Origin of the sequence: Candidatus Thioglobus sp. (assembly GCF_028599055.1) — a bacterium.
Lineage (GTDB): Bacteria > Pseudomonadota > Gammaproteobacteria > PS1 > Pseudothioglobaceae > Thioglobus_A.
In genome coordinates this window covers 1-16,737 of record NZ_JAQRMS010000018.1, presented here as the reverse complement: position 1 = coordinate 16,737, position 16,737 = coordinate 1, and the positions used below count along the sequence as shown (strand labels likewise).

The window sequence follows — 16,737 nt, the reverse complement described above, 5'->3', positions numbered from 1 at the left end:
TTCTAAAACGATCGAGTTTGCAGTTTATTGATCAGTAGCTGCAATACTCCCGCATCAACACCAAGCAATCCCAACTGCTCGCTAGCCTTAGCGTATAACTCTATATAGGCACTTTTAGATGCCTCAAGTCCTAAAATTGATGGATACGTTGGTTTGTTTTTATCAATATCTGAATATTGGTTTTTTCCTAACACCCCAGCTGGCGCCTCAACATCCAGCACATCATCTTGTATTTGGTAAGCCAGTCCGATGGCTTTTGAAAACGCTCGTAAAATCGCTCGATCTTTTGCAGTGCATTGCGCCACAATCGCACCTAAGTCAACCGCACAACTTAACAAAGCGCCAGTTTTTTTACGGTGCATGGTTTCCAATACGTTAATATCCACCGATTGCTCCACAATCGACAGATCAATCGCTTGACCTTCGGCCATTTCAAAAGCTGCATGGGTTAATGTCGATAACAACTCTATTTTTATTTCAGGTTCCAGCAAAGAATCATTAACCAGCACTTCAAAAGCTAATGCCTGAAGGCCGTCACCCGCTAAAATCGCCTGAGCTTCATTAAATTGCTTATGGCATGCGGGCTGATTATGACGAATATCGTCATCATCCATTGCCGGCAGGTCGTCATGAATCAATGAATAAGCATGGATAAATTCAACTGCGCAGGCACTTGAATCTAGTTGCGCTAAGTTGGTGTTAAATAGCTCGGCCACGCAGTAAGTCAAAATAGGTCTAAAACGCTTGCCACCCGCCAAAACACTATAACGCATTGCCTCGGTTAATGAGCCTTGTGTTGATAAATATTGATCAAGTTTTATATTAACCCGATCAACCTGCGATTGAAAATTCATGGGTAATTATTAAGTCGGATCAAACGGCGTTTCAGACGAAAATCCGTCTTGTTCAGTGAGTTTTGAAATTTTCTGACTCGCATCATCTAGTGCAGTTTGACAAGATTTAGTCAAAACAACCCCTTTGGAAAAATACATTAGGGAATCTTCTAGACTTAAATCGCCTGATTCCATGATTTTTACAATGTCTTCTAGCTCTGCCAAGCCTTTATTAAAATCGAATTTTTTTGCCATTTTTATCGCTTGCCTCCTCCGCCTGCTTTAGAGAGTATTTTATCCATAATTCTACTAGGCAACACCCTTTTCAATAGGGCAAATAATTTAGTTGGAAAAGTTACCCAATAGTGAATTTTAGCCGTTGGTGCCTCTAGCGCATGTAATGCGCACTTTAAAACAGCCTCTGGTGGCAAAGTAAAGTCAGCTGTTTTATCAGACTTTAGGCGCTGGATCATTGATGCGTAATTCGGTTGATAATCACTATTTTCTTGATCAATATTTTCCATAAAGGCCAAATAAGCATTTTCTCTAAATTTTGACTCAATCGGACCTGGCTGTATTAATGACAGCTGAATATTGGTATTACTCAACTCCAAACGCAACGTATCTACCAGCCCTTCAATGGCAAATTTTGATGCATTGTATGGTCCGCGAAATGGCATTGCCACAAAGCCTAGCACAGAACTTAAATAAATAATTCTACCGGTATTGTTGCTTTTCATTGTCGGCAGGACGCAATTGGTAAGCTCGTGCCAGCCAAATACATTGGCTTGAAATTGCGCTTCAAGTACTTCTCTTGAGATATCTTCAAGTGCGCCAACTTGACCATAAGCGCCATTATGAATCAAACCATACAAGCTATCAACCTTTGTATTAATAACACTCATTGCTTGTTGGATTGACTGCGAAGAACTAAGATCAAGTTGATAGGCTTCGAGTCCTGATTGGCGCAACAACTCAACATCTTCAAATTTTCTAGCCGTAGCTAATACACGATAACCAGCCTGCTTAAGCCCGTTGGCCAAACATAATCCAATACCACTTGAACAGCCTGTAATTAAGACTGAACGCACTATTTTTTCCTATTTTTCTTACTACTCTGATGAGTAGACTCAGGGTGATGCTCAGATTGAGCTTTGGTCCAAAATTCAGCGACTGACTTGAGCTCTGGGTTAATACTTTGCGATCTTAGCACTAAAAAATCATAAGCCATTCGAAAGCCTTTGTTTGACAATAAATCATGTACTTTCTTAGGCTGCATTCTTTCTAATCGATTCTGCATCATCCATGTGTCTTTAATACGGGCAGTTAGCCATCTTGGTAAAGATACTTGTTTGATTTGGTTAATAATTACCTCTTCAGAAGCTTGGCTCATGGACAAGTAAACGCTTTTTTGCTTCTTCTTAATCAATTGATAACGTTCAGTTTGCGCCTGCCATAAAAACACAGCAAATAAAAACGCAGGTGTTACTGGCTTATTGCGCTTAATACGATTAGAGGTGTTATTTAGTGCAATTTTAATAAAGTCATTCTTACGTGTTTGTCTAAACAAATGCTTCAATAGATCATATTTCTCTAAACGTTCATAAACCTGAAATCCGTATTCATTATGAAATAATTTGATGCATTCTTCATATAGGCGCGCAGGTGAAATATTAGCCAATAGTGGCGCTTGCTGATGTATGGCAGATTTGATTTCATCACTCAGGTGAAAATCTAATTTAGTTTGAAATCTGACTGCCCTAATCATACGCACAGGATCTTCTTCAAAGCGCACTAATGGATCGCCAATAATGTGAATTTGACCAGAGTCAATATCTTTAAGACCGCTAATGTAATCAATTACCTCATGTGTATTAATATCATAATACAAAGCATTGATTCTGAAATCTCGACGAACTACATCTTCTTCAATGTTTCCATAGCAGTTGTCACGAACAATAACACCACTTTTGGCAGTTTTAACTTGGCCCGATCTAAAAGTAGCCACTTCTAAATATTTTCTAGCAGAAAACATCACGTGAACCAGGCGAAAACGTCGACCAATTAAACGTGACCGCTTAAATAATTTATTAACCTGCTCAGGTTTAGCATTCGTAGCAATATCAAAATCTTTAGGACGATGACCCAGGAGTAAATCACGCACACAGCCACCAACTAGGTAAGCCTCATATCCTGCTTTAACAATCGTTTGAACGACTTTAATAGCGTCACGATCAAGCAACTTTTGTTCAAAGTTGACCGGTTGACGAACTAGGGTTGTTGTTTTCTTTCTACGAAATATATTGAAGATCGACAATTGGTTTTGGACTCCACCCATCTTGTTGGTGTTCAGCAACAATGGTTGTGTAAACACCACCACGAACATTGAAAATAGCCTTTAGTCGCATAAATCTTGGATTAGTCGCCTTAACCAAATCACTTAAAATTTCATTAGTAACCGCTTCATGAAAGGCGCCTTCATCTCTAAATGACCAAATATACATTTTCAGCGACTTAAGCTCCACGCAAGCTTGATCAGCAATATATTCAAGGTGCAATGTGGCGAAATCAGGTTGTCCCGTTTTTGGGCAAAGACAAGTAAATTCTGGCATATCAATTTGAATAACAAAATCACGCTCAGGATTAGGATTGTCAAAAATTTCAAGTTCTTTGCTAGGCTGTGATGACATGACTACTTTAATTAGTAAAATGCTATATTTTACACGCCTAGCGCCATAGTTGAAATGGCGATATTAAAATGCTTTAGCAATCAATTGTGAAAATTTTCCATGGCGATAAGCATAAAAAAGCGCAATTGTTAACAGCACAAACACGTGCACCCACCACAAACCCACCACAGCAGGCAAATCGCCTCGCTCAAGACTTGTTTTAGCAATCATTAGTGCATTGTTATAAATAATAAATACCAGTACGCCTGTTAGTACACCTAAATTCTTTCCACCTCTTGGTGAGGCTTTGCCTAATAAAACACCAAAAATAGATAAGATCAATACACTAATTGGCTGAGACAGACGCCATTGCCATTCAGCAATTTCAGCCTTATTAGATGAAAATAATAAGTCTAGTGTTGGTTTTGATTCGATTTTAGTCGTGTTAGTTTGCTGATGCTGCCGACTACCATCAATAATTTGCAAATCATATTGATCAAAATCTAGAATTTTTTTGTTATTATCCGTTGGAAAGCCATGATAGCGCGTACCATCTTTTAATCGCAAATAAACGCTTTTACTACTAGCATCAGTATATTTTTGCGCCTGAGTAGCCAAGGTAATCACAGGCTCATTGTTAGCCACAGCATAAATAAAAATCTCCTCCATGTCTTGAGTAGACTCACCCTCAACAGTATTAACCTTGGAGGCATAGAAAACCAATTCACCATTTTTAAACTCCTGGAACTCACCCTCTTTAATAAAGGAAAACTCAGAAGCATTTTCACTGCGATCCATAATCATGCTACGCTGCTGCTTAGACCAAGGAACGGCCACCGTTGTTAAGAATAAGATAAAGATAAATATAAAGATAACAACAGGTTGAATAAATACCATAAAGTGTTTATCGCCTATACCCAGCGAGTTCATCACAATGGCTTCGGAATCTTTATAGAGCTTACTAACAGCAATAATAATGGCTAAAAACAATGACAGCGATAAAATCAGTGGCACATCTCTAACCATCTTAAATCCAATAATTGGCATCAAGTCTGCAACTGGAATATTTTGCTGTAGGCTTTCTTTAATCACCAAAACCAGCTGATTGCCAAAAATCACCAAACCGATAACAATAAACACTGCTGCTAACAACATTAATACTTGACGCATTAAATATTTAGCCAGTATGCTATTTTGAAGTTTTAATGCTTGCTTTAGAAGTGGGCTCATAAGGTTTGACACTAGCGTTGTTGACTAGTATAAACCATGAATGATAGATTTATTTCTTTTGTGACATTGATGCAAAGAACTCATCATTGGTTTTAGTTAACTTAAGACGGTCAATTAAAAATTCAGCTGCCTCTACTGTATCCATAGGATGTAGGATTTTTCTTAAAATCCACATTTTCTGCAACTCTTTTTCATCAGTAATAAGCTCTTCACGGCGCGTACCTGAAGCATTAATATTAATGGCTGGGAATATGCGCTTTTCACTCAAACGTCTTTCTAAGTGTAGCTCCATATTACCTGTACCCTTGAATTCTTGATAAATAACTTCGTCCATTTTAGAACCGGTGTCAATCAAAGCAGTGGCAATAATAGTAATACTACCGCCATTTTCAATGTTTCTAGCTGCACCAAAGAAACGCTTAGGGCGTTGTAGTGCGTTAGCGTCCACACCACCTGTTAACACCTTACCTGAAGAAGGTGCAGTGGTGTTATAAGCTCTTGCTAAACGCGTAATAGAATCAAGTAAGATAATTACATCCTTGCCTTGCTCTGCGCGTCTTTTGGCTTTTTGTAATACCATTTCTGCAACTTGAACATGACGCTTTGCTGGCTCATCAAAAGTTGAGGCAATTACCTCACCACGTACCGTTCTAGCCATTTCGGTCACTTCCTCAGGTCGCTCATCAATTAACAACACAATCAGTTCGCACTCTGGATGATTACGCGAAATAGAAGCAGCAATATTTTGCATGATCATGGTTTTACCAGCCTTAGGTGGTGCAACCAACAATCCTCTCTGACCCTTACCAAAAGGTGCAACTAAATCAATAACTCGCGCGGTAATATCCTCGGTACCACCATTACCAATTTCTAGATTAAGACGTTGATTTGGGTGAATAGGCGTCAGTGATGCAAACGGTACTCGGTTTCTCACATTTTCTGGATTTTCACCATTAACTTCAGATACTTGAACCAGGGCAAAATATTTTTCACCTTTTTTAGGTGCTCTAATCTTTCCAGAAACCAAATCTCCCGTGGATAAATTAAAGCGTCTAATTTGATTAGGAGAGATGTAAATATCATCCGCACCTGAGGTGTACGAGTCATCGCTTGACCTTAAAAATCCATAACCATCCTGCAACACATCAAGCACACCATCGCCCACCACTTCTTCATTATTGGCCGCTTTAGCCTTAAGAATAATAAAGATCAGGGTTTGCTTCTTGGCTCGAGAAATGTTCTCTGCACCTAAAGATTGTGCAAGTTCTAGTAATTCCTCAGGGGATGATTTTTTTAACTCAGATAGTTTCATGGAGTGTCCAGTTTAGTTGACAAGAATTTGTCAAGTGAATTTGCATTAAGTTGCAAAGTAGTTTTTTTTCAAACGACCAACAAAGCCGCTTGTATTGTTTAATAATTAAATATTGGTATCAATAAATGCGCTTAATTCTGCTTTTGACAAAGCGCCCATTTTAGTTGCTGCAACCGCACCATCTTTAACCAACAACATAGTTGGAATACCGCGAATACCGTATTTTGGTGGCGTTTGATCATTTTCATCAACATTAACCTTGGCAATAGTTACTCTACCATCATACTCATCGGCGATTTCATCTAATACTGGCGCTAGCGCCTTACAAGGGCCACACCACTCAGCCCAAAAATCAACCAAAACAGGCTGTGAAGAATTAATGACGTCTGCTTCGAAACTGTCATCTGTAACTGCTAAAATTTTATCGTTCATAGGTTTTTTTTAAATAATACTTTGAAATGAAAAGAAACAGCAGAACTGCTGTGATTTGAAATTATATCACTATTTGGCGTGCTGTCAGAGTTTTTATAATCTTTCTATTAAAGCCTTTTTTAGAGCTGACTGCTGATCAGTGGTCAACGGGTCATCCTGTGCATTGTGAATATAGAAAACATCTTCAACACGCTCACCCATAGTTGATACTCGTGCATTAACAATTGAGATATCAAGCCGATAAAACACATAAGCAATATTTGACAAAACCCCTACCCGATCAAGTGTGTCAATCTCTAATTTCGACAAATGCCATTTTTTATTTTCGCTCATGTTAATTTGAGTTTTATGCTCAAAATATTGATGAGAAAATCGCTGTCTAGGCTTAGAAACACTCTCTTCTGGCTTGCTCAACTCGTCCTTAATCAACTGATGCAAATCAAGCCCATCTAGGTTGTTGTCTTGCAAAATACTCACTGTGTTGTAAGCCCTTTTATCTTTAGTAGTTAGAATTTTAGCATCAACAATATCTAATCCCATTTTTTCAACAATACTCACTAAATTAAAAAACAAGCCTTTGAAATCTTTACACAAAACAAATATATCAACCACGTTGCTTTCTGAAATCTTGGAGCTGATAATAATTTGCTTAGAGTCTTGATTAAATTGCAGTGATAAATGCCACAATATATCCTCCAATTCGTAACGCAAATAATATTCCTTGGGCAAACTCTCCAGCACCAATTCAACCAGTTGCATATCGAAGCCTTGATTGATGCAAGCTTTAATCACTAATTGTTTATTATTAAGTGCGCGCTGGTCATTGCTTAACAACTCACGAGTGTCCTGCGCTAAATAAAGTTTGGTTTGATGAAATAACTTTCTAAGCAATGAATCTTTCCAATCATTCCAAAGATCATCTCTAGTGGCACGTATGTCAGCCACCGTTAACAAATATAAATACTCTAATAATTTAATCGAGCCAAGTGACTCTGAAAAGTTCTTGATAACAACAGGATCATCAATATCTTGTTTTTGTGCCACAGTTGACATCAACAAATGCTTTCCAACCAAATCAACCACTAATTGCGTATCGTCGATATTCAACTGATGACTTTCACAAAACTTCTTTGCATCTTGCATGCCTAGTTGGGCATGATCACCCCCTCTACCTTTGGCAATATCATGAAATAATCCTGCCAATAAGAGTAACTCTGGTTTTTTAATGGTTTCTGCCACTTCGCTACATAAGCTAAATTCGTGTGCAAATTCACTCACAAAAAAACGTCTTAAATTTCGCACCACAAACAAGGTGTGCTGATCAACCGTAAACGCATGAAATAAATCATACTGCATCAATCCAATAATCTTGCCAAATGCGGGAATATAATGCGCCAATACGCCATATCGGTTCATTAGCTTTAAGGCCTTGTTAATACCCTGATCTTGTTGCAATAACTCAATAAACAATCGATTATTATGACGCTTTTTGTAATAATTTTGATCAACTAAATTGATATTGTCTTGGATTTGTCGCAAGGTTCCAGCACTAATTCCGCGCACATAATTATGCTTGGCAATTAACAAAAAAACCTCAATAAAAGCCGTCGGGTTTTGAATAAACACTTGATCATGGTTAGCGTGAATATAGCCGTATGAAATTCTAAACCGGCTATTCAAATACTGTGTATTTAGTATTTTATCTTCTAATAATTGCAACAAAATATCGTTCAAACGCGTAACTTTGGTTACCGTCTGATAATAATCTTTCATAAAGCTTTCAACCGCCATGGAATCACCATCAGCATAGCCTAGCATATCAGCCACTTGTTTTTGATATTGGAAAGCTAGTCGATCTTCACGTCGAGATGCAATCACATGTAATGCAAATCTTACTCGCCATAAAAACAATTGCGAGGTTTTTAATAACTCGTATTCATCATTGCTTAAATATTTAGCCTTGACCAAATCAAACAATGTGTTTACATCAAAATACCATTTGGCAACCCAGGCAACTGTTTGAATGTCACGCAGGCCACCAGGGCTTTCTTTAATATTTGGCTCAAGGTTATAGGCTGTGTTAGAAAAATTATCATATCTATTTTTCTGTTCTTTTTGCTTTTCAACAAAAAAAGACTGAGAAGACCAACCACTAAACTTAATCACATCTTTCATCTGCCCAAAACTTTCCTTGGAGCCAACGATCAGACGAGATTCAAGCATGTTAGTTACAATACTAAGATCATCAATAACCCGTGTGCAATCCTTAATATCTCTTGTAGCATGACCTACTTCGAGTCCAACATCCCATAAAAATGTTAAAAATTGAGCAATTGCTTGTTGATGTAATTGATGTGAACCTTCTGGAATTAGAATAAGTAAATCAATATCAGAATATAAATGCAACTCACCGCGACCATACCCCCCTACCGCAACCAAAGAGATAGATGAAGACATATCAAAACCTTGCCAAATACCTCTTAACAGCTCATCAACACCATTAGCTCTGGCAAGTACAAACCCTTCAACTGCACTGGTTGAATTTAAAAAGCCTGTCTCTAAGGATTGTTGAAGCGTTTGATAGCGAGTTTTGTAATCATCTAATTGCATGCGCTAGATGATAACTGATTAATCGCTGCGTTGAGAAATATAATCGAGCGCCATCTGTAAACGGCTTAGCGTGCGCTTTTGACCAACGAGTTGCGCAACAATGTCAATATTGCCCGCATTACCATTACCACTTAAAGCTAAGCGAAATGGCTGGCCAATTTTGCCAAACCCAATATCAAGTTCATCACACACTTGTTTAATTTGATCTTTAATGGCATTTGCAGTCCAATCATCTAAAGTGCTTAATTTGCTCATTAGCAGTGCAATTGACTCGCTGTCTTTAAATTGTTTTTTGGCTAATTTTTCATCAAACTCTGTAAAGTCTTGATAAAACATTTTCATACCATCAACCATCTCCACCAGTGTTTTTGAACGCTCTTGTAAGTGCTTCACAACCACATTAAGTTCGGGCCCTGTTGAAGAATCAACCCCTTGATGATTAAGGTGCCAAGATAATTGCTCAATTAAATACTCAACACTAGCTGATTTAATATATTCCTGATTTAGCCAAATAAGCTTTTCTTGATTAAAGCTAGCGGGTGCTTTATTAATGTTTTTTAACTCAAACAAGCTAACAATTTCATCTAGCGAAAACACCTCTTGATCGCCATGTGACCAACCCAGACGCACTAAATAATTAAGTAGCGCTTCTGGCAAAAATCCTTCATCACGATAAGCCATCACACTCACCGCACCATGGCGTTTTGACAACCTAGCACCATCACTACCCAAGATCATTGGCAAATGTGCAAATTTAGGCAAACCCCAACCCAGCGCTTGATACAAGTTGATTTGTCTAGGGGTGTTATTAATATGATCATCACCACGAATAACAGTGTCAATCTCCATGTCATGATCATCCACCACAACGGTTAAATTATAAGTTGGCGTGCCATCACTGCGTGCAATAATCAAATCATCTAACTCTTGATTGTTAATTGATATTTGCCCTTTAACCGCATCATCAAAAACCACTAATCCTGACAATGGATTTTTAAATCGAACCACGCCAGAAGTTAATTTTTTATCTCGACAACAGCCATCATATTTAGCTTTTTCGCCTTTTTCAGTTAACTCATCGCGTAATGTTTGCAGGCGTTCTTTTGAACACTCACAATAATAAGCTTTATCATCATCAAGCAGCTGTTTGATAACTTCTTCATACCGATCAAAACGATCAGTTTGATAAAAAGGCCCTTCGTCATGCGCAAGCCCCAACCAGCTCATACCATCTAATATAGCATCGACCGAAGCTTGCGTAGAACGTTCGCGATCTGTATCTTCAATACGAAGTACAAATTGGCCTTGCTGTTTCTTGGCCCAAGCCCAAGCAAAGAGTGCAGTTCTAGCACCACCTATGTGTAGGTAGCCTGTTGGTGATGGGGCGAATCTTGACTTCATGGTGTATTAACTTCTGCTGCCCTATCATACCAAAGCTGTGCTTTTTCTAAATCTTGCTCAACTTCTTTGCCATCTTCATACAGCATGCCCAAGGTATACATAGGGCCTGGAATGCCAAATTCGGCCGCTTTTTCAAACCACTCAATGGCTTTGTCAATATCTTTGTCAACCCCTTCACCCGTCATGTAAGCAACACCAATCATATGATGTGCAAATACATGACCTTGATCAGCTGCCAATCTAAAATTTTCAAGTCCTAGCGGCTGATTTTCTACCATGCCTAAACCATTCATTTGCATCATGCCAAGACGCCATTGACTTTCGGCGTTACCTTGTGCTGCTAACGGCGCTAAGAGCTGGTAAGCCATGGTAAAGTTTTTGGTATCAAAGGCAGTGATGCCACTTGATAAATCTGCATTATAAATATCAGTAGAATTAGAATCGCTCACAATACGTCTCGAATGTAATAAAGACAATAATTTTACACGCAGACTGTTGTTATAATGGCTGAATAATCAGCAAACAAACCTTACTTTTTTAGTGGAATTTAGCCAACAAGACAACAATCAAAACAGTGTTATTTCTTTTGAAAACAACACCATTCAACTGTCTCATCAACAGCTAAAAATTCCGTGCTTCATTTCTAAAAATTTTGCCACTGAGATTGAATTTAGCCATATTACTGATATCAATAAACAATCACTTTTTCCTTTAATTTCTCACGATGAAATTGATTTACTCATCATTGGTACAGGGCAATCACCAAAATTTTTAACTGGCCAGCAACAAGTAGCTATTCAACAAATGAGTATTGGCAGTGAAAGCATGAACAGTGACTCCGCTTGTCGAAGCTTTAACTTACTACTCTCAGATGCCAGAAATGCTGGCTTATTGTTATTGTGAAGTTATTTAGCATTGCCCAATTACGCCACTATTGGCATTATTTTAAAATGGATACGCCATTATTTTTACTCATTATGGCGCTAAGTAGTTTTGGATTAGTGGTGTTATATTCCGCTTCAGCGGGCTCAATATCCACACTCTATAAACAAATTTTTCATTTTGCATTGGCCATTAGCACCATGTTAGTCATTGCACAAATACCACCCTATATGCTTAGGCGATTCTCACCTTTCTTAATGTTGTTTGGTATTTTTTTACTCACCTTGGTTTTATTTTTTGGCGCTAGTAGTGGCGGCGCCCAACGCTGGCTAGATCTTGGCTTTATACGCTTTCAGCCCTCAGAAATTATGAAAGTTATTGTGCCGATTGCCATTGCTTCAATTTTGAGTGAAAGAACCCTGCCACCAAAACCCATGCCGATTTTTTTGTCTATTATTTCAATCGCCGCTATTGTGCTATTAATCGCCCGACAACCTGACCTTGGCACATCCTTACTAATCGGCGCTTCAGGTATTTATGTGTTATTTTTTTCCGGTATTCGCATCCAAATCCTGGCTAATAATTGGCTTAATATTGGACTAATTAGCTCACTAATAGCAGGTGGTGGCTATGTCGCCTGGAACTATTTATTGATGGCTTATCAAAAAAAACGCATTTTAACCTTGATTGATCCAAGCTCCGATCCACTCGGATCAGGCTATCACATTCTTCAATCTAAAATTGCTATTGGTTCTGGCGGAGTTTTTGGCAAAGGCTTTGAACAAGGCTCACAATCTCAACTCAATTTTTTACCTGAACATGCAACTGACTTTATCTTTGCCGTCGTGGCGGAAGAATTAGGCTTTATTGGTGTGCTGTTTTTATTTGTTTTATACGGGTTAATTATTTATCGAGCATTTGTTATCTCGTTCCAATCAGAAGACAATTTTTCTAAATTATTAGGGGCTAGCCTAACATTAACATTTTTCACTTATATCTTTGTTAATATTGGCATGGTAACCGGCTTACTACCAGTGGTTGGCGTACCATTGCCATTGGTTAGTTATGGCGGTTCATCACTCATTACACTCATGGCTAGCTTTGGCATTATTATGTCTATTCGTAAACATAAAACCCCAAGATACTTACAGCAGTAATGCCTTATTTTCTATTTTTATTATTGGTGTTTTCAAGTGCGTTATCAGCCAAATCATTGCCGGCAACGAACTTTCAAACAACCCATGACTTTATTAATAAAATGGTCAACGCTCATCAATTTGACAAAACTGAGCTGAACTTTATCTTCTCTAAAGTGAACTTAATTGTTGCTGATAAAAAATCCAAACCAATTAAAAAGAAAGCTAAAGTCAAATCCATGTCGTGGCATAAGTATCGCAACTTGTTCATTACCGATACTCGAATTAATAAGGGTGTTGAATTTTGGCAAAATAACAAAACCACCCTAGATCGTGCCGAACAACAGTTTCATGTACCTCAAGAAATCATTGTGGCTATCCTGGGCATTGAAACAAACTACGGCAAGAATAAAGGCACGCATGCCACCTTAGAAACTCTGGCGCGACTATCATTTGGCAGTCATCGTCGAAAAAAATTCTATCAAAAAGAATTAGAGCAATTTTTACTATTATCACGTGAAAACAACTTACCACCCCTATCCATCAAAGGCTCTTATGCAGGTGCACTGGGTTTTGCACAATTTATTTCCAGCTCTTATCGCCACTACGCCATTGATTATGATGGTGACAAAAAGGTAGACTTATTCAATAGCTCAGCAGACGCCATTGGCTCAATTGCCAACTATTTCGACAAGCATCAATGGCATGATTACGGCCCCTATACTCGCCCGATTACCCTTAATAGCAGCCAATCAAAGCATGCAACGTATGGCACTAGAAAGCCTAAGAAAAACGCAGCGTATTGGCGTAACAAAGGTTTTGTCATTGATAGTGATATTCATCCAAACACCAAGCTTGCCTTTATTAAACTTAGGCAAGATAATCATTTCGAAACCTGGCTGACTTTTTGGAATTTTTACGTACTAACCCGTTATAATCATGACAACAGATATGCAATGACCGCTGTACAATTATCTGAAAAAATCAAGCAACAATTCAATCAACAAAACCCGTAACTATTATGCATTTTTCATCGGTATCAAAACTCCTAATCACTTCTCTTGCAACCCTTGCACTTAACGCCCAGGCTGCTATTTTTATTACCCCAAAAGCACCTGATATTAATGCGGCTGCTTACACGGCACTTGACTACAATTCTGGCAAAACTCTGGCGAGCAACAATGCTCACGAAAAACGAGCGCCGGCCAGCTTAACCAAATTAATGACTGCCTATGTGGTTTTTCAACTGATTAAGGATGGGCGCGCAAGTCTAGAAGATGAAGTTCGCATCAGTAAAAAAGCTTGGAAAACAGGCGGCTCTAAAAGTTTTGTTGAAGTGGGCAAAAACATCAAATTAGAAATCTTACTTAAAGGCATGATTATTCAATCAGGCAATGATTCTGCTGTCGCCTTAGCTGAGCACATTGCAGGCACTGAAGGCACTTTTGCTACGTATATGAATGAGTATGCACGTGAGCTCGGCATGAAAAATTCTCGCTTTGAAAATGCTTCTGGCCTACCTCATGCTGACCAACACACAACTGCTGCTGATATGGCTATTTTAGCGGCAGCTACCATTCGTGATTTTCCAGAGTTCTACCCATGGTATGCAGAAAAAGAATTTACTTATCACGGCATCAAGCAACGCAATCGTAACAAGCTATTGTGGAGCGACCATACGGTTGATGGGCTTAAAACCGGCTTTACTAAAAAAGCTGGCTACAACCTAACAGCCAGTGCTCAGCGTGTTGGCATGCGCCTTATTTCGGTGGTGCTTGGCTCAACTGGTGTTGAAGCCAGAACCGCACAAACACAAAAAATTCTCGATTATGGTTTCCGTTTCTTCGAAACTCAAAACTTAAAGGGCATCGCTAAAGAAGTACCTATTTCAAGTGCCACCAAAGACACATTAAAAGTTGGCACCACTGGTGACACCTACATCACCTTAGCACGCGGTCAATATAAATTATCCGATCAAGCCATTCAATTAAACACCAACTTATCAGCACCTATTAACAAAGGTGATCAAGTGGGTCATCTGTTAATCCAGTTTGAAGGAAAAACCATGGCTAAAATTCCATTAGTTGCTTTAGAAGATGCTGAACAAGCAGGATTTTTCTCACGCATGTTGGAGAAAGTTGGGCTTTAATGGTCTATCTAAATGGCGAATTTTTAGCTAAAAATCAAGCCTCTATTTCCGTTATGGACAGAGGCTTTTTATTTGGTGATGGGGTTTACGAAGTAATTCCGGTTTACAACGGCAATATTTTTCGTCTGCAAGAACACCTTCAGCGCCTGCAAAATAGTCTTGACGCTATCGCAGTAACAAACCCTTATACTAACCGAGAGTGGCATGATATTTTTAGCCAATTATTAACGCATGATTTAGCACCAAATCAATCCATTTATCTGCAAATTACGCGCGGTGCAGACACGCAAAGAAAGCATAGTTTTGAATCACTCACACCAACCGTATTTGCTGAATTAAATCCATTAACACCTAAAACCAAACTTGAGCTAATCCAAGGTTTTAGTGCCATTACACAAGCTGATTTTCGCTGGCAACGCTGTGATATTAAAGCCACTTCGCTATTGGCCAATATTATGTATTCACAGCAGGCAAAGCAAAACCAAGTTGAAGAGGTAATTCTTCATCGTGACCAATCCATTACTGAAGGCGCCACTTCCAATGTCTTTATTGTTAAAAACAACACATTGTTCACCCACCCAACTAGCCCAAATATACTCTCTGGTATTACGCGCGATTTAGTATTAGAAAGCGCTAAAGCTTGTCAGTTGCCAATTCAAGAAATAGCGCCAACCTTAGATGAACTACTAAGTGCTGATGAAGTATGGATATCCAGCTCAACACGCGAAGTTATGCCTATTACACAAGTTGATGACCAACCTATTAATCAAGGGAAGATTGGTATGCACTGGTCAAGTGTTTATGATCACTATCAGAGTTTGAAAAATGCATGACCCTAGGCTAGATCAACTAGAAGACTGGCTAGAAATCTTTTTTGATGATGCTAGTTTTACTTTATCTAAAGCAAGTGATGATGCCAGCTTTCGTCGTTATTTTCGCATTGAGAGGAGTAATCTTTCGTTTATCGCCATGGATGCGCCACCCGAAAAAGAAAACTCTAAGCGTTTTGTAGAAATTGCCACATTGTTAAGAGGCAACAACATTCATGCGCCAAAAATCATTGATAAAGATTTACAACAAGGATTCTTGCTCATTGAAGATTTGGGTAACACCACTTTTTCACAAGCACTTACCACTGACAATAGGCTAGCACTGTACAAACGCGCCATTGACGAGCTAATTAAAATTCAAGCAATTAACACTCAAACACTTTCTTTTGATTTATACAATGAAACTTTGCTTCGAGCCGAACTAAACCTACTGATTGATTGGTATTTGCCAAAAGAGCTTGATCAAAGTTCATTGAATCAATTGTCTCAATTATTCGATCAACTCATTCAAAACTCACTTAATTCACCTCAGGTATTTGTTCATCGTGATTATCACTGCAGAAATCTCATGATTACCAATGATGAAATCTCTGTGATCGATTTTCAAGATGCGGTAATTGGCTCAAACAGCTATGATTTAGTCTCACTGCTTAAAGACGCCTATGTTGAACTTGAATCATCCGAGGTGCAAGCCTTGCTTGCCTATTTTCACAAACAAGCCAAGCTCGCCATTGACTTTGACGAATTTGAAAAACAATTTGATTTAATGGGCTTGCAGCGTCATTTAAAAGTACTGGGTATTTTTAAACGACTCTCAATCAGAGATGGTAAAAATCAGTACTTAGACGACATTCCTTTAGTTGAAAAATACGTATTGCAAATGGCAGATAAATATCCTGAATTTCAATTTTTAAAGGATATTTTATGAAAGCAATGATTCTAGCAGCAGGTCGTGGTGAGCGCATGATGCCGCTGACCAAAAACACCCCAAAACCCCTGATTAAAGTTAAAGGTACCGCACTCATTGAACATTCAATAAACGCTCTTAAAAAAGCCAATATTACCGATATTGTCATTAATACCGCCTATCTGGGTGAGAAAATTCAAACACACTTGGGTGATGGTTCAACATTTGGCGTTAATATTACTTACAGCAATGAGCCTGAAGGCGCTTTGGAGACCGCTGGTGGCATTATTAAAGCCTTGCCTTTATTGGGTAAAGATCCATTTATCGTGATTAATTCTGATGTCAT

Annotated in this window: 18 protein-coding genes; 7 read left to right on the top strand and 11 right to left on the bottom strand. The window is 38.6% G+C overall.

Going from position 1 to position 16,737, the window contains the following annotated elements; genetic code table 11:
* Positions 1-2 precede the first annotated feature (2 nt).
* From PSN35_RS02345 to PSN35_RS02295, 11 genes are all read right to left on the bottom strand, one after another.
* On the bottom strand, positions 3-854 hold the full coding sequence (locus tag PSN35_RS02345) for a polyprenyl synthetase family protein (protein WP_300028901.1): 852 nt from the start codon (positions 852-854) through the stop codon (positions 3-5).
* A gap of 9 nt (positions 855-863) precedes the next feature.
* Positions 864-1,088: an exodeoxyribonuclease VII small subunit gene (locus PSN35_RS02340; RefSeq protein ID WP_300028900.1), complete on the bottom strand. Its 225-nt coding sequence runs from the start codon at positions 1,086-1,088 to the stop codon at positions 864-866.
* A 2-nt stretch (positions 1,089-1,090) separates the two neighbouring features.
* Positions 1,091-1,924: an SDR family NAD(P)-dependent oxidoreductase gene (locus PSN35_RS02335; protein ID WP_300028898.1), complete on the bottom strand. Its 834-nt coding sequence runs from the start codon at positions 1,922-1,924 to the stop codon at positions 1,091-1,093.
* Positions 1,924-3,171 (bottom strand): polynucleotide adenylyltransferase PcnB, encoded by a 1,248-nt coding sequence (pcnB, locus tag PSN35_RS02330; protein ID WP_300028896.1) that lies wholly within the window; start codon positions 3,169-3,171, stop codon positions 1,924-1,926. The genes PSN35_RS02335 and pcnB overlap by 1 nt, the downstream gene beginning before the upstream one ends.
* A complete protein-coding gene (gene queF, locus PSN35_RS02325) occupies positions 3,125-3,523 on the bottom strand; it encodes a preQ(1) synthase (protein ID WP_300028894.1) in 399 nt (132 codons plus the stop codon). The genes pcnB and queF overlap by 47 nt, the downstream gene beginning before the upstream one ends.
* 63 nt (positions 3,524-3,586) lie before the next feature.
* Positions 3,587-4,732 carry an LPS export ABC transporter permease LptF gene (gene lptF / locus PSN35_RS02320; protein ID WP_300028892.1) on the bottom strand — a complete coding sequence of 382 codons (1,146 nt, stop codon included), beginning with the start codon at positions 4,730-4,732 and terminating at the stop codon, positions 3,587-3,589.
* Positions 4,733-4,781: 49 nt separating this feature from the next.
* Positions 4,782-6,044 carry a transcription termination factor Rho gene (gene rho / locus PSN35_RS02315; protein ID WP_300028891.1) on the bottom strand — a complete coding sequence of 421 codons (1,263 nt, stop codon included), beginning with the start codon at positions 6,042-6,044 and terminating at the stop codon, positions 4,782-4,784.
* 105 nt (positions 6,045-6,149) lie between these two features.
* Complete coding sequence (gene trxA, locus PSN35_RS02310) at positions 6,150-6,476, bottom strand: thioredoxin TrxA (RefSeq protein WP_300028890.1); 327 nt, start codon at positions 6,474-6,476, stop codon at positions 6,150-6,152.
* A 93-nt stretch (positions 6,477-6,569) separates the two neighbouring features.
* The gene (glnD, locus tag PSN35_RS02305) at positions 6,570-9,086 is read right to left on the bottom strand and encodes a [protein-PII] uridylyltransferase (protein WP_300028889.1); all 2,517 of its coding nucleotides are present in this window, start codon (positions 9,084-9,086) and stop codon (positions 6,570-6,572) included.
* A gap of 18 nt (positions 9,087-9,104) precedes the next feature.
* A complete protein-coding gene (gene gltX / locus PSN35_RS02300; RefSeq protein WP_300028888.1) occupies positions 9,105-10,487 on the bottom strand; it encodes a glutamate--tRNA ligase in 1,383 nt (460 codons plus the stop codon).
* The gene (locus PSN35_RS02295) at positions 10,484-10,936 is read right to left on the bottom strand and encodes a tetratricopeptide repeat protein (RefSeq protein ID WP_300028887.1); all 453 of its coding nucleotides are present in this window, start codon (positions 10,934-10,936) and stop codon (positions 10,484-10,486) included. The genes gltX and PSN35_RS02295 overlap by 4 nt, the downstream gene beginning before the upstream one ends.
* A gap of 91 nt (positions 10,937-11,027) precedes the next feature.
* Between PSN35_RS02295 and PSN35_RS02290 the strand changes: the two genes are divergently transcribed.
* From PSN35_RS02290 to PSN35_RS02260, 7 genes are all read left to right on the top strand, one after another.
* On the top strand, positions 11,028-11,390 hold the full coding sequence (locus PSN35_RS02290) for an Mth938-like domain-containing protein (protein WP_300028886.1): 363 nt from the start codon (positions 11,028-11,030) through the stop codon (positions 11,388-11,390).
* Positions 11,387-12,526: a rod shape-determining protein RodA gene (gene rodA / locus PSN35_RS02285; RefSeq protein WP_300028884.1), complete on the top strand. Its 1,140-nt coding sequence runs from the start codon at positions 11,387-11,389 to the stop codon at positions 12,524-12,526. Before PSN35_RS02290 ends, rodA begins: the two co-directional genes overlap by 4 nt.
* Positions 12,526-13,521, top strand: coding sequence for a lytic murein transglycosylase B (gene mltB, locus PSN35_RS02280; protein WP_300028882.1), 996 nt, complete (start codon positions 12,526-12,528; stop codon positions 13,519-13,521). The genes rodA and mltB overlap by 1 nt, the downstream gene beginning before the upstream one ends.
* A gap of 5 nt (positions 13,522-13,526) precedes the next feature.
* Positions 13,527-14,654, top strand: a complete 1,128-nt coding sequence (locus PSN35_RS02275; RefSeq protein ID WP_300028880.1) for a D-alanyl-D-alanine carboxypeptidase family protein — start codon at positions 13,527-13,529, stop codon at positions 14,652-14,654.
* Entirely contained in the window at positions 14,654-15,487 is an 834-nt protein-coding gene (locus tag PSN35_RS02270) for a D-amino acid aminotransferase (RefSeq protein ID WP_300028878.1), read from the top strand. Before PSN35_RS02275 ends, PSN35_RS02270 begins: the two co-directional genes overlap by 1 nt.
* Entirely contained in the window at positions 15,480-16,412 is a 933-nt protein-coding gene (locus PSN35_RS02265) for a phosphotransferase (protein ID WP_300028876.1), read from the top strand. Before PSN35_RS02270 ends, PSN35_RS02265 begins: the two co-directional genes overlap by 8 nt.
* A partial coding sequence (locus tag PSN35_RS02260) for a sugar phosphate nucleotidyltransferase (RefSeq protein WP_300028874.1) occupies positions 16,409-16,737 on the top strand: 329 nt, incomplete at its 3' end. The genes PSN35_RS02265 and PSN35_RS02260, both read left to right, overlap by 4 nt.